Source organism: Psychrobacter sp. 219-2-C, assembly GCF_049560815.1.
GTDB classification, from domain to species: domain Bacteria; phylum Pseudomonadota; class Gammaproteobacteria; order Pseudomonadales; family Moraxellaceae; genus Psychrobacter; species Psychrobacter faecalis.
The window spans coordinates 2,283,566-2,297,309 of record NZ_CP186933.1 but is presented as its reverse complement, the minus strand read 5'-3'; the positions used below and the strand labels follow the sequence as shown (position 1 = coordinate 2,297,309).

General features: G+C 43.9%; 12 protein-coding genes. 8 read left to right on the top strand and 4 right to left on the bottom strand.

Annotated features, from left to right (window positions below; genetic code table 11):
- Positions 1–5: 5 nt before the first annotated feature.
- Complete coding sequence (locus ACPEGP_RS09380; RefSeq protein ID WP_423813241.1) at positions 6–959, bottom strand: alpha/beta hydrolase; 954 nt, start codon at positions 957–959, stop codon at positions 6–8.
- 266 nt (positions 960–1,225) lie between these two features.
- Here ACPEGP_RS09380 and ACPEGP_RS09375 point away from each other — a divergent pair, with 266 nt between their 5' ends.
- Positions 1,226–2,806 (top strand): MATE family efflux transporter, encoded by a 1,581-nt coding sequence (locus tag ACPEGP_RS09375; protein ID WP_423813240.1) that lies wholly within the window; start codon positions 1,226–1,228, stop codon positions 2,804–2,806.
- 69 nt (positions 2,807–2,875) lie between these two features.
- Here the strand turns inward: ACPEGP_RS09375 and ACPEGP_RS09370 are convergent, their stop codons facing one another.
- Complete coding sequence (locus ACPEGP_RS09370; protein ID WP_423813239.1) at positions 2,876–3,583, bottom strand: aspartate/glutamate racemase family protein; 708 nt, start codon at positions 3,581–3,583, stop codon at positions 2,876–2,878.
- Positions 3,584–3,865: 282 nt separating this feature from the next.
- Between ACPEGP_RS09370 and ACPEGP_RS09365 the strand changes: the two genes are divergently transcribed.
- The 7 genes from ACPEGP_RS09365 (at position 3,866) to ACPEGP_RS09335 (ending at position 10,591) form a co-directional block, all read left to right on the top strand.
- Complete coding sequence (locus tag ACPEGP_RS09365; protein WP_149490298.1) at positions 3,866–4,120, top strand: DUF2798 domain-containing protein; 255 nt, start codon at positions 3,866–3,868, stop codon at positions 4,118–4,120.
- 114 nt (positions 4,121–4,234) lie between these two features.
- The gene (locus ACPEGP_RS09360) at positions 4,235–5,347 is read left to right on the top strand and encodes a DUF2157 domain-containing protein (RefSeq protein WP_423813238.1); all 1,113 of its coding nucleotides are present in this window, start codon (positions 4,235–4,237) and stop codon (positions 5,345–5,347) included.
- Positions 5,337–6,527, top strand: a complete 1,191-nt coding sequence (locus ACPEGP_RS09355) for a DUF4401 domain-containing protein (RefSeq protein ID WP_423813237.1) — start codon at positions 5,337–5,339, stop codon at positions 6,525–6,527. Before ACPEGP_RS09360 ends, ACPEGP_RS09355 begins: the two co-directional genes overlap by 11 nt.
- A complete protein-coding gene (locus ACPEGP_RS09350) occupies positions 6,524–7,150 on the top strand; it encodes a GDYXXLXY domain-containing protein (RefSeq protein ID WP_423813236.1) in 627 nt (208 codons plus the stop codon). The genes ACPEGP_RS09355 and ACPEGP_RS09350 overlap by 4 nt, the downstream gene beginning before the upstream one ends.
- Before the next feature lie 158 nt (positions 7,151–7,308).
- Entirely contained in the window at positions 7,309–8,286 is a 978-nt protein-coding gene (locus ACPEGP_RS09345; protein WP_423813235.1) for a zinc-binding dehydrogenase, read from the top strand.
- A 266-nt stretch (positions 8,287–8,552) separates the two neighbouring features.
- Positions 8,553–9,533: a zinc-binding dehydrogenase gene (locus ACPEGP_RS09340; protein ID WP_423813234.1), complete on the top strand. Its 981-nt coding sequence runs from the start codon at positions 8,553–8,555 to the stop codon at positions 9,531–9,533.
- 53 nt (positions 9,534–9,586) lie between these two features.
- Positions 9,587–10,591, top strand: a complete 1,005-nt coding sequence (locus ACPEGP_RS09335) for a YhdH/YhfP family quinone oxidoreductase (protein WP_423813233.1) — start codon at positions 9,587–9,589, stop codon at positions 10,589–10,591.
- An 80-nt stretch (positions 10,592–10,671) separates the two neighbouring features.
- On the opposite strand, the gene ACPEGP_RS09330 is transcribed toward ACPEGP_RS09335, so the two are convergent.
- Positions 10,672–11,886: an MrcB family domain-containing protein gene (locus ACPEGP_RS09330; RefSeq protein ID WP_423813232.1), complete on the bottom strand. Its 1,215-nt coding sequence runs from the start codon at positions 11,884–11,886 to the stop codon at positions 10,672–10,674.
- A gap of 137 nt (positions 11,887–12,023) precedes the next feature.
- The gene (gene guaA, locus ACPEGP_RS09325; RefSeq protein ID WP_423813231.1) at positions 12,024–13,634 is read right to left on the bottom strand and encodes a glutamine-hydrolyzing GMP synthase; all 1,611 of its coding nucleotides are present in this window, start codon (positions 13,632–13,634) and stop codon (positions 12,024–12,026) included.
- Between the last annotated feature and the right edge of the window lie 110 nt (positions 13,635–13,744).

Sequence of the window (13,744 nt, the reverse complement as noted above, 5' to 3'; positions counted from 1 at the left end):
AATCCCTAACGCTGTGCGTCTACTATACTTCTAAACGCTTTATAATCGTCTGCCGTTTGTTCCACCGCCTCAATCATCGGTACATGACCAATCTCTGGCATCATAATCACCTGCGCTTGCGGGATGATTTTTTTTATGAGATTGACCGTTTCAGGTTTGATGATCTGATCTTTATCACCCCAAACGACGAGCGTCGGAATGTTATATTGGGCGATGATTTTGGCGCGCTCTTCGACATTATCGGTGACGATTTGCTCGAGGATTTTGGCGTCCAGCTCTTTATTTTTGATACGCTCTTGGGCAAACACCGCTTTGACCGATTTTGGCAAATATGGCGGCTTATACATGACAAAATCATACATTTTATAAAAATCTTCATTGCTATTAATCAACAGCGGATTGTTCTCTAACGTCGCGCCTTCTAACGATTTAGGAATACCAGCTGACCAAAAACCTGCGCTATCGACGAGCCATAAGCTTTTGACGTCTTTAGGGTATTTTGCTGCGTAAGCTACGCTGATAGCGCCGCCCATCGAGTTGCCGCCGACATGAATATTGGACGCTAAGCCTTTGGCTTGCAGCAACTCATGTAAGCGCGTCGCTTGCGCCTCCGAGCGATAATCAGCGCTCATCGGTTTGCTCGACTCACCAAAACCAAGCAAATCAGGAATGATCAAATGGTAACCTTCTAACTGACGCGCGATACGGGTAAAGTTGTCTTTATTACCGCCAAAGCCATGAATGAGTAATAACGGCTCGCCAGCCACGTTGCCGTTTTCGGCATAGACCATCTTATCGCCAGAGGCCAATGTCAGCGCTTTGATTTCTAAATCAGACTTATTACGCTCATATTGGATAATCTTTTGGGTGGTATTGACCGCTAATTGATTGGGCGCGGTGGTACAACCGACTATAGAAAGACTAAAAAGCGCGGCAAGAGCTAGGCGTTTTAAGTGCATCGAAACATCCTTGTTATAGTTATTAGAGAAAAAAGTTAAAGGCGGTTAAATCGTAATCTTAGCATAAGAGTATTAATAACTAGCTTACTGGGTCAACAACTTATCACTATTTATCATTGATTAATTTTAATACTACTATCACCTATCAATACATTATATAAAAAAACGTTACCAGTCTAACCAAGATGCTATAGGCAAGGTCATCTATAATGAGGGTTTTTATGTCATAAAATACAGCCAATTTGGATGGCGCACAAGGATAAACATTGAGTAAAACAACTGCCTCTACTGCCAAAAGCCATGACCTCACCCAAGGGTCGATTGCCAAAACCATGCTGCTATTTGCCTTGCCAACCCTTGGCTCATCAGCCTTGCAGTCGTTGAACGGCTCGATTAATGCCGTCTGGGTAGGGCGGTTTTTAGGGGAAGAAGCGCTGGCGGCGACGGCAAACGGCAACATCTTGATGTTTATCCTCATCTCCTTCGTTTTCGGTTTTGGTATGGCGGCGACTATTTTGATTGGTCAAGCCATGGGACGCCGTAACGATACGATGGTGAAAAGAACCATGGGCACGGCGCTGGGTAGTATTATTCCAATCAGTATATTGGTGTCGGCAATTGGCTGGACATTTGCTCCACTGCTTCTTAACCTGCTCGGTACGCCAGCAAGTGCGGTAGAGCTTGCGCTGACCTATCTGCGGATGATTTTTGTAGCGATGCCTGTCACTTTAACTTTTACGCTGATCATGATGGCACTACGCGGAACGGGCGATTCTACTACGCCGCTTTGGTTTATCATTATTTCGGTGATTATCGACCTGATTTTGACGCCGGTGCTGATTTTGGGTATCGGCCCCTTTCCTGAATGGGGTATCTTTGGCTCGGCTTTTGCAACTGCTGTCGCCAATGCTCTAGCGCTGATTGGTATGATTGTCACTATGTATTTGCGTGGTTCTGTGCTGACACTTAAGTTACCCGAGCTGCGTTTTTTACGCGCAGACCGAGATATCCTAAAGTCGATGTTTTCAAAGGGTCTGCCGATGGGGCTGCAGATGATTGTTATCTCATCAGCGGCGCTCACAATGCTGTCGCTGATTAACCGCGAGGGCGTACAGACAACGGCCGCTTATAGCGCAACGCAGCAGCTTTGGACCTATGTGCAGATGCCAGCGATGGCGCTCAGTGCAGCGGCCAGTGCCATGGTCGCACAAAATATCGGTGCCAATCAATGGAACCGTGTTGCTGGCATTACGCGTTGGGGGCTTATCTTTAATGTGATATTGACGGGCGCTATGATTGGGGTATTAAGCATTTTTGATGAGACTATTTTGGAGCTATTCCTTGGTAGTGACAGCGCCGCCGTGCCGATTGGGCGCCATATTCAGTTGATGGCGACATGGGGCTTTATCTTTTTTGGCATTGCGCAAGTTTTCTTTGGCACCATGCGTGCCAACGGTTATGTGGTTTGGCCGCTTATCGTCATGGTGATTTCGATGTATCCTGTGCGCCTTGGCTTTGCGTTCGGGCTTTATCCACTCCTTGGAGCCGATGCGCTTTGGCTATCGTTTCCAGCTGGCATGGTAGCAACGGCGTTGATGGGCGCAGGATTATATCTATACGGCGGCTGGCGCAAAGGTAAAAACATGCCCGCCGAAGAAGCGGCACAAAGATCGGAGGAGTTTCGCGCCCAAACTGGCACCAGTGCCTCGTTTCGTGATATTTTACCGACTACTGTGTGGAAGCTCTCGCCTTTACGCCGTATTACAAGGCTGCGTCGTCGACTACAAAAACGCCTGCAAAAACACCGTATGAGAAGAAAACATAAACGTTCCTCGCGCGGTTTATAGGTAGTCAATGCAATGGGTTTAAGTTCAACCGTTTTAAAATTAACTATTTTAAAATCACTAACCTTAAAACTAAGAACTTAATAAAAAATCCACTGCTGCTGCTGCATGAATTGCAGTGGTATCAAATACGGGAATGGGGCTGTCTGCTTGCTGAATCAGCAGTCCAATTTCGGTACAACCCAAAATGACGCCTTCTGCGCCTTTATCCGCTAAGTCTTCAATCACTTGCTGATAATACTGGCGCGAGCTATCAAGTAGCCGACCTTGACACAGCTCCTCATAAATAATGCGATGTACCTCTTCCCGTGCGCCTGTCTCTGGTATCAACACTTGCAAACCCGCATCTATCAAACGCTGCTTATAAAAATTCTCTGTCATGGTGAACTGTGTACCAAGTAGCGCAATCTTAGTCAAACCTTGCGCTTGAATAGCTTTAGCTGTGGCATCTGCAATATGAATAATCGGCAGATTGGTCGCGGCTTGGACGTCATCGATGACTTTATGCATGGTGTTAGTGGCAATTAATAAGCCTTGCGCGCCAGCCGCTTGCAGACGTTTGCCACTATTGGCTAATATCGCGCCCATCTCATCCCACGCGCCTTGTGCTTGCAGCTCGCCAATCGGCGCAAAATCGACGCTATGAATCAGTAAATCCGCTGAATGCAGGTTACCCAGCTCAGCCTTAATACCTTCATTTATTAGGCGATAATAGCTTTCGGTACTCTCCCAACTCATCCCGCCGATGATACCTAATGTTCGCTGTTTTTTAGCTGCCATTTCATTGTCCCCTTTATTTTTTAATCTTATTTAGCGTAGCAAAACCAAACCTCTTTAGTCTGCTATTTTTCGAATATTATTCTTTTTAGAAACAGCAGAGTCGTCGTTAAGATATAACAAATCTTATTATTCATAATAACCATTTTACCTCGCCCCCATCACGCGATATCATAGTCGCTGACAAGCACTAGCAATGCGGCATTTCATCCTTTCTCATCGCAACACATCACGTTTACAATACTATTTAAGCGTGGCTCTCATCATGCAGGACAACAGAACGTTATGGCAAAATTCCCGACCGTCAGAATACGCACGCGGCGCAAATACTATCGGCTGATTTTCACCTTTTTAATGGCGCTGATGATGTCGACGATTATCTCGACGGCGTTGCTACTGATTAACGTAGGATTTGTCGAAGGTTTCTTTACTACGTTGTTTCATTCATGGAAGTATGCCTTTATGGTTGCTTGGCCGAGCGCTTATATCTGTGCCTATTTAATCCAAGAGCACCTGCTAAGCCGTATTGAATTTTATTAACGCCTTTATAAAGTTTATAAGTTATAAAATTTAGCAAGTTATAAACTTTAGTACACTATGCCAGTATAAAAACAGCTAAGATAAGCGACAAACTGTTGTTAATCAGAGGCGACTATGAGCCAAGCACGGCGTACTATCGAGCAGTTACTACATCAAGGTCTTCTTCCTCTTAAAAATACCGAGGCGGCAGCAACGCACCTAGAAGTCTATCCGAGTAAACGCACGTGGCTCGACTTTTTTAATAAGGCGCTGCTGATTATTGGCGCGGTGGCGCTGGTATTATCCCTTGTATTCTTTATCGCCTATAACTGGCAAAATATTGGCAAGATGGGTAAATTTGCGTTGGTTGAAGGGGCGCTGGTGATTACCATCGCGCTTTACGTAGCACTGTCTTTTAGGCAACTTAGACAACGATTTCAGCTGATTCGGCAGTTACTATTGCTCATTGCTAGCATTATCACCGGTAGCTTATTGGCGCTATTTGGGCAAATGTATCAAACGGGCGCTGATACCTGGCAGCTGTTTTTTGGCTGGGCAATACTGATTACGCCTTGGGTAGTTATCGCCCGTTTCCCTGCGTTATGGCTGCTGTGGTTAGGCTTAATCAATGCATTTTTGCTACTCTATTTAGATGTCGCAAATCTACAATTTATTAAATATAGCCTGCAAAACATCTCTCAAGTAGCCATCCTTGCGCTATTTAATTTTATTGCCTTTTATAGTTGGCTGATTGGTTTCGATAATAAAACTTCTTCTATTCCCTATCTGTTTCATCGCATTAACGTTAAAAAATCCACTGCTCAAATAAACAGCGCTCAAACCAATTCCAGCTTGCATTGGAGCACTTATGTCGTCGGTTTCTTAAGCACGTTTTTTATGACGTATCTGGCGATTGTCACGGTCTTTGATAATGGCAATATCTGGGCAACGCTTATTGCTACCCTCTTATGGTTGGGTTGGTGCGGCTTTATGCTTTGGCAGTTTTATCAGCGCCGTCTTGATTTGCTTATGCTGACTTATTTGTCATTTTCTATCATTACTGTGGTGATGTTTTGGGTCGGTAAATGGCTATTGGAGGGTTTTGAGGCGGGTGGGTTTTTGATATTAGCCTTGCTACTTATTGGCATGAGCTCGTCGGCAGTTATGTGGCTACGTAAAATTGCCCGTATCAAGAACGATGACACTGCTCCTCATACTGTAATCAAGGGGAACAGCGATGAACAATGAGATGAATAATAATATCAACCATAACGAACAAAATCATGACTTTTTGCTATTGCAACAGCAGGGACTCATCGATGCGCAAAACGTCAACCATGAGCTTTTAAGTAGTGCTCAATCTGAAGCGCGCAGCCCGTGGTTTATCAGCTTATTTTTTGGTATGAGTGGTATTTTAGCCAGTCTATTTTTTATAGGGTTTTTGGCCTTATTATTAGATAACACCGGTTTGCTGGATAGTACGCTAGCGGTATTTATTATTGGCGGCATATTAAGCGTTATTGGCGGGTTTCTATTTTATAACGCCCGTATACGCCATAGCCCTTTTTGGAATAGCTTAGCCTTTGCGATTACGCTAGCAGGTCAAGGTTATATTGCCTATGCTTTACTGGCGAGTGAGATTGCAGAGCCACTCAATATAATGCTATTGCTCCTTGTGCAACTGTTGATGACTGTTGCTATACCCAATTTTATCTATCGTTTATTGAGCGCAACCTTAGCCTTAAGCTGCCTATTTTACTTATTAAATTATTATCACTTATCCGAAATCAGCTTAGGATTATTGGCATTAATCACTAGCGTGACTCATTTACAGCGTTATACACTCGCTGCTTTTATCCCGACCAAATGGCGAATGAATGCGTTAGAAATCATGAGTGCTATGGGCTATGCGAGCGCCTATGTTTTGCTCAGTGTTTCCGTCTATTTTATCGCTGCTGAATATGGCAATAGCTTTGCCAACTTTAATAGCCTTGATAGTTACGGTGAAGCCTTTAGCTATAACTACTATCTGGCCCAAGGGCTATTAACGCTTGCCAGCCTTTATGCCGCTTATCTCATTTTAAAGCGCTATCAGGTCAAATTGCGATCAACAGCAGGACTGCTCATTAGCGCTGCGATTGTACTACTTGGGATAATGTCTATTTATGTCTCAGGCTTATTGGCCACCAGTTTGATTATTATCATTGCTACTGCTAATAGCCAACGCGTGCTGTTAGGACTGGGCGTTATCGCCTCGGTCGGTTATATCTTTTGGTATTACTATCAGCTCGATACGTCTTTATTGGTCAAGTCTGCCTCTATGCTGGTCATCGGTATCGCACTACTTCTGCTGCGCTGGCTGCTTATCAAAGGCTATTTTGCGCAGATAAAATCAAGCGCTAACGATCATCAGGAGCGGCTGTCATGAATGATAAAATTTTGACCAAGCGCTTGCTTAAAGCCACATCAAAGACCCATTGGCTACAAAAACCGGCAGTCACGATTATTATTGCCCTTCTTGGATTGGCGCTCGTATTGGTGGTGATGACGAGGAATATTATTAAATATGAAGCCCATCTTACGACTGGCGATACGGTTTTATTAGCGCTTGCACCCGTTGATCCACGCGGCTTTATGCAGGGCGACTATATGACGCTTAGCTATGCGCTAGAGCGTGACGTATTTGCCGCCTTAAATAAAGACCCCGGTAGCTATCCTATTAACGAACAAGGCTATGTCATTGTCGCTTTAGACCAACATAATGTCGGACAGTTTAAGCGCTTAGCGGCTAATCAGCCTAGAAATCTAGCCTCTAATGAGATGGCGCTTCACTACCGTATCCGTAACGGCGTAATGCAGCTTGCGACCAATGCTTTTTTCTTCCAAGAAGGTGATGGCGAAGCATTTGAGGCAGCAGAATATGGGCTATTTCGGATTAATGATAAAGGGGAGCCGCTACTGACCAATTTAGTAGATGACGATTTTAAGGTTATTAGTCCAGAGCAGGCACATGCAGAACAAATAACCACAGAACAAACTGCTAATGATTAATGAAACCAACTAAATGCTGCTCACTTAACGCTGACTACTTTGCTTTACCAAAGTAATATTGCGACAAGCAAGCTGGGTTTGCTACTGTTGATGGCTACAAATTTATTCGCTTGTCAAAAACATTTGAAAAAACGTAACAATTAAAAAAAGGATTTATTATGCGTAGTGCAACCTATGACCATTTTGGCAAACCAACTGAAGTATTGAGCCTCGGCGACCGTCCTATCCCCGAGCCAAAAGCCAATGAAGTGCGCGTCAAAACCATTCTCGCCTCCATCCATAACCATGACCTGCTTACCATTCGCGGTCAGTATGGCTTTAAACCTGAAATGCCGGCTATCGGTGGTAGCGAAGCGTTAGGTATTATTGATGCCGTTGGTAGTGAAGTTAAAGACTTAAAAGTCGGGCAACGCGTGGCGGCTGCCAGTGTACAAGCAACGTGGGCAGAGTATTTTGTCGCCGCCGCCGACATGGTATTTCCTATCCCTGATAGTTTAGAAGATGAAATGGCCGCGCAGCTGATTGCCATGCCACTCAGTGCGTTGATGCTACTAGAGTTCTTAGAAGTAGAAAGCGGTCAATGGGTTATTCATAATGCGGCCAATGGTGCCGTTGGTAAATCACTTGCCATGCTAGCGGCGGCGCGCGGCGTCAAAACCATTAATCTGGTAAGAAGTGACGATGCCATAAAAGAGTTAGATACTCTCGGTATCAAAAACAATATCAACACCTCAGATGATGACTGGAAAGAGCAAGTCAAAGCGATCGTCGGTAATGATAAAATCAGTGCGGCGGTGGATTCGGTCGGCGGTGAAAATAGTGGCGATTTGTTATCGTTACTCGGTCATGGTGGCACCTTCGCCGCCTTTGGGGCGATGTCGGGCAGACCTATGGTCATCAATCCGACCCATATGATTTTCAAGCAAGCGGTGATGAAAGGCTTTTGGGGCAGTAAGCTCAGTCAAGAGATGAGTGTGGAGAATAAGCAGCGCCTAGTGAATGAGCTGATCGATAGAGCGGTAGACGGACAATTAAAACTGCCTGTAGAAGCGGTATTTGATTTGGCCGACATCGTAAAAGCGGTCGATGGCAAATTGCAGTCAGGCAAAAAAGGTAAGGTACTGCTAAAACCTTGAATTATTATTCATTTATTATTTAGCTAACCTTCGTTTTATTAACAATGGCAGCGTTCTTTATTAAGAGTGCTGCCATTTTTTATGGCGACTTTTTCTAACCTATCTCTTATAGCCTACCGCGCAATATCTTGATAAATAGCAACAACGTTCCTTTACCAAAGTCAGGTTGCAGCTCGCAAGACCCGCTTGTTAAGGTTGATGGGCAATTATCTATTGACGTCGCTTAAAAATTAAAACATTGAATTAAAATAATAAAGGAAATCATCATGCGTAGCGCAACTTATAACGAATTTGGCAAACCTTCAGAAGTACTGAGTATCAACGAAAGTCCTACCCCAGAACCCAAAAATAGCGAAGTCCGTATCAAAACCATCCTGTCCTCTATTCACAATCACGACATCGTGACCATAAAAGGCGAATACGGTCATAAACCTGTTTTGCCTGCCACTGGTGGCTCTGAGGCGGTTGGTACGATTGATGCGTTAGGTAAAGACGTCAAAGATTTTGAACAAGGCCAGCGTGTCGTCGTGTCTGGCGTATCAGGCACTTGGGCGGAATATTTTGTTGCTCCGGCAAAAAGCCTTATCCCTATTCCAGACGCCATCGATGATGAAATGGCCGCCCAGTTAATTGCCATGCCGATGAGTGCGTTGCTGTTGATTGAATTTTTAAATATTAAGCCCGGTCAATGGCTTATCCAAAACGCCGCCAATGGGGCGGTCGGTGAATCGATGGCGATGCTGGCGCCTAAGCGTCATATCAATACGATCAACTTGGTGCGCAGTAAAGAGTCAGAACAAGAGCTTATCGAGCTTGGTATCACTGAAAATAACGTCGTGACCGATGATGATGACTGGAAAGAGCAAGTACAAAAAATCGTCGGTGACGCCAAAATAAGCGGCGCGGTCGATGCGGTCGGCGGCAAATCAGGCGGCGAGCTGCTGTCCCTACTCGGTAAGCATGGCGCAATGGCGTCATTGGGGTCGGTGTCTGGCGAACCACTGATGCTAAACCCAAGCAATCTGATTTTCAATTTGACTAAAGTTAAAGGCTTTTGGGCAAGCGATTTGATGCAAGAAATCAGCGCCGATGATAAACAGCGGTTAATTAAAGAGCTGATTGAGCGTGCCTCAGGCGGTATCTTAAAACTCCCTACTGGCGGCATCTATGATTTAGACGATATTCAAAAAGCGGTTTCAGAAGACGTCCAATCGGAGAAAAAAGGTAAGATATTGATTAAGCCTTAAGCTGCTTGTGCAAAGAGCATTTACTATAAAAACAATAAGAAAGGATTAATACCATGTCAAATAACAAAACCTTTAAAGCCTTAGTGGTTCACGAGACTAGAAACGGTGAATTTAAAAAAAGTATTGAGCAGCGCAGTGCCAGCGACTTGCCTGACAATGATTTATTAATCGAAGTCCATTATTCATCATTAAATTTCAAAGACGCGATGTCAGCATCCGGCAATAAAAGAATCACCAAACACTACCCGCACACTCCGGGTATTGATGCCGCAGGCGTGGTGGTAAGCGATAAGTCTGGCACGTTTTCTGAAGGCCAAGAAGTCGTGGTCTTTGGCTATGATTTGGGCATGGATACCGATGGCGGCCTCGCTCAGATGATATCTATCCCTGCCGATTGGGCGGTCAAATGTCCGTCTTCTTTAACGCTAAAAGAAGCGATGATATATGGTACGGGCGGCTTAACCGCCGCATTAAGTGTGCAAAAGCTTGAGAAAATGGGCGCTAAACCTGAAGACGGTCCAGTTGCGGTCACGGGTGCAACGGGCGGTGTCGGTAGTATCAGCATCGCGATATTAAGTCAGCTTGGCTATGAGGTCATCGCCTTTTCTGGCAAGCCGGAGCAAAGTGACTATCTAAAAGAGCTTGGTGCAAGCGAAGTCCGTCATCGCGATAGCATCAATGAGATCGGCGATAAACCTGTCGGTCGCGAGCTATGGGCAAATGCTATTGACACCATCGGCGGCGACTATCTGGCAAACCTACTAAAGCAAACCAAAGCGGGCGGCGCAGTGACCTCTTGCGGCTTGGCGGGCGGCGCTGAATTTACGATGACGGTATTGCCGTTTATCACTCGCGCGGTGTCCCTACTCGGTATCGATTCGGTCTATATTCCCCTAGCTGATAAAAAAGCCATTTGGCAGCGCGTCAGTACTGATATGAAGTTGCCTAATTTAGAGAATTATTGCGAAGAGATTACGCTTGAGCAAACACCTGAGTACTTAGATCGCTTTATGGCTAGTCAGACGGTTGGGCGTTATGTGGTGAATGTGCGGGGTTAGGTTTTTGGGTTAGAAATAAGGTTTTTAGATAATGGCAGTGCTCTTTTTTGGAGTGCTGCCATTACTCTTTTATAATTGGACTATTTAGAACATAACAGTCCTTCTACTATATAGTTTTGCGGCTTAAGGCTTAAAATATTAGTTAAGTCACCGTGAAGAATATAGAGTTTAGCTTGATTTTCTTGTATGTCAAAATCATACACTCTGTATAGATAATAATTACTAGCTTCCTTTTTTGAAAACTCGAGCTCGTTATCTGTAAGATAAAATGGAGTATCACTATTGAATTTAGTTGTTTTAACTTCAATGTACTTTTCATTACCATCTAAATCAAATGATAATATGTCGTATCCAGCTCCGTCACCTTCTTCATCTGAAACATGTTTAACTTTTTTCATTAAGTTAGATTTGCCCGCTCTTTCTAAAAAGTCCTTCTCATATTTTAGGACAATTAACTCACCCGCATAACCTAGTTTTTTCTGACTTTTAGCCTGTTTTATAAAATCAATCTTTTTAGGGGTAAAGCTTCTTGATTTTTGCTCTTTTGCTGCAAAAGACATAGGAACTGAATTCAAATTAAGCTTGGATTCATTATAATTTTCAATAGAACTCTCAATTCCGTATGAATCGTCTTCTGTTTTGCCCACATCCAATAAACCCATATTAGAATTTACTATTAGATAATCATTAGTTTTCTCAACAGAACCTTGCTTCAACTTTCCTTTAATCTCTCTATAAACTCCTATTAAGTTCTGTAGATCCCACCCTAACTCTTCACTACTTGGCATATCTTCAACGGAATAAAACTTGCCACATATATGACCAAGTTCATAGCCTTCCACAAGACTATTCATCTTACCTTCATTTTTTAAATTTATTTTCTCATATGAGAAATCATTTAGAGTTGATGAAAGTTCATTTTTCCATACATCTGATACTTGGGTTATCTTTTCTCTGCCTAACTTAGTTTTATATCTATTTTTAAAATAAGTCCAACCCTGATTTAGGGATAGATAGACTCCGCTCATATCTGCACGAAATAAATAAACTATATAATAACCTTCTGTAGCCGACTGAGTAATTGATTTATCAAAAACTGCAATCCATGGCACATCTGCCCACTGTCCTTGCCCTACTGATGCTTTTACTTTATATTTCTCACTATCTATAGATATAGTATTTGCTAAAATATCTGCAGATTGCTGTCTCACATATACTGCAAGCTCATGATCTGTAAGATTACTTAACTTAGCAAGTTTATAATTCTCTAAAATATTCAATAATAATTTTTGCATTCTAATATCCTTAATGTGTATCCGATAAAATTATAATAGATTTTATTTGAATAATAGTTTCTATATCATTTAGACGTCATAAAAAAACACCCAACCAAGTTGAGTGTTTTTTATCTACCTAATCAAACCTTAAACCTCTATTCCCACTCAATCGTCGCAGGTGGCTTGCTCGACACATCATAAGTCACGCGTGAAACTTCAGCGATTTCATTCATGATGCGGTTCGATACCGTTTCAATCAAATCATACGGCAGATGCGCAAAGCGAGCCGTCATAAAGTCTACGGTCTCAACGGCACGTAGCGCGATCACCCACGCATAGCGGCGACCATCACCGACCACACCGACAGATTTGATTGGTTGGAATACCGCAAATGCTTGCGCCGTCTTGTCATACCAGCCTGAACGCTCAAGCTCTTGCATAAAGATGGCATCTGCCAAACGCAAGATATCCGCGTATTCTTTTTTGACTTCGCCAAGAATACGCACGCCTAAGCCTGGACCTGGGAATGGATGACGATAGATCATTTTCTCTGGTAGGCCAAGGGTGATACCAAGTTTACGCACTTCATCTTTAAACAAATCGCGTAATGGCTCGACCAACTCAAACGCTAAATCATCTGGCAGACCGCCAACGTTATGATGGCTCTTAATAACGTGCGCTTTGCCTTGATGCGATTTTGCTGATTCGATGACATCAGGGTAAATCGTCCCTTGCGCTAAAAACTCAATGACTTTGCCATCGCTTTGCGCGCTGATTTCACGGGCGCTATTGGCGAACACATCGATAAAGGTTTTGCCGATGATTTTACGTTTGGCTTCGGGATCAGACTCGCCTGCTAAGGCGTTTAAGAATAAATCTTCGGCATCGACACGGATGACTTTGACACCCATGTTTTCAGCGAACACTTGCATCACCTGATCGCCTTCGTGCAAACGCAAGAGACCATTATCAACGAACACACAGGTCAGCTGATCGCCAATGGCTTTATGCAATAGCGCGGCAACCACTGAGCTATCGACACCGCCGGATAAACCGAGCAATACTTGTTTGTCACCGATTTGCTCTTTGAGCTGTGCCACGCGCATATCGATAATATTATCAGGCGTCCAATCGCCGGCGCAGTCGCAAATCTGATGGACAAAACGACCCAATAACGCTTGACCTTGTAAAGTATGCGTCACTTCAGGATGGAACTGTAGACCATAGTACTGTTTGTCGTCATTGGCCATAATGGCGATCGGACAGCTCGGCGTACTGGCGATAATATCAAAGCCTTGCGGCGCTTCGATCACTTTGTCGCCATGACTCATCCAAACGTTTAGCGTGGTCGCGTTGTCTTCACTGACCTGGTCTTCGATACCTTCGGTTAATTTTGAATGACCATCGACATTGATGGTCGCGGCACCAAATTCATGGATATCACTGGCATGAACCTGCCCGCCGAAACGATCCGCCATCGCCTGCATACCATAACAAATGCCCAATACTGGCACACCAAGCTCAAACACGGCGTCATTAATACGCGGGCTATCTTCTGCGTGTACGCTTTCAGGACCGCCCGATAAGATAACGCCCTTTGCGCCAAAGTCCGTGATACGCTGGGTATCAATATCATAAGGGAACATCTCACAAAAAACGCCAGAGTCGCGTACACGGCGAGCAATCAGTTGGCTATATTGCGAGCCAAAATCAAGAATAAGAATACGATCTTCTTTGATAGTAGGGATAGCAGCGGCAGTGGTCATAAATCGATGTCCATCAAGAAAAAATTAGTGCCCTATTTTAACAAGTTTGCGCCTATTAATGGCTATTAGATGGTGAATTATTGACGATTTTTGCGAGATATTACGCCTTG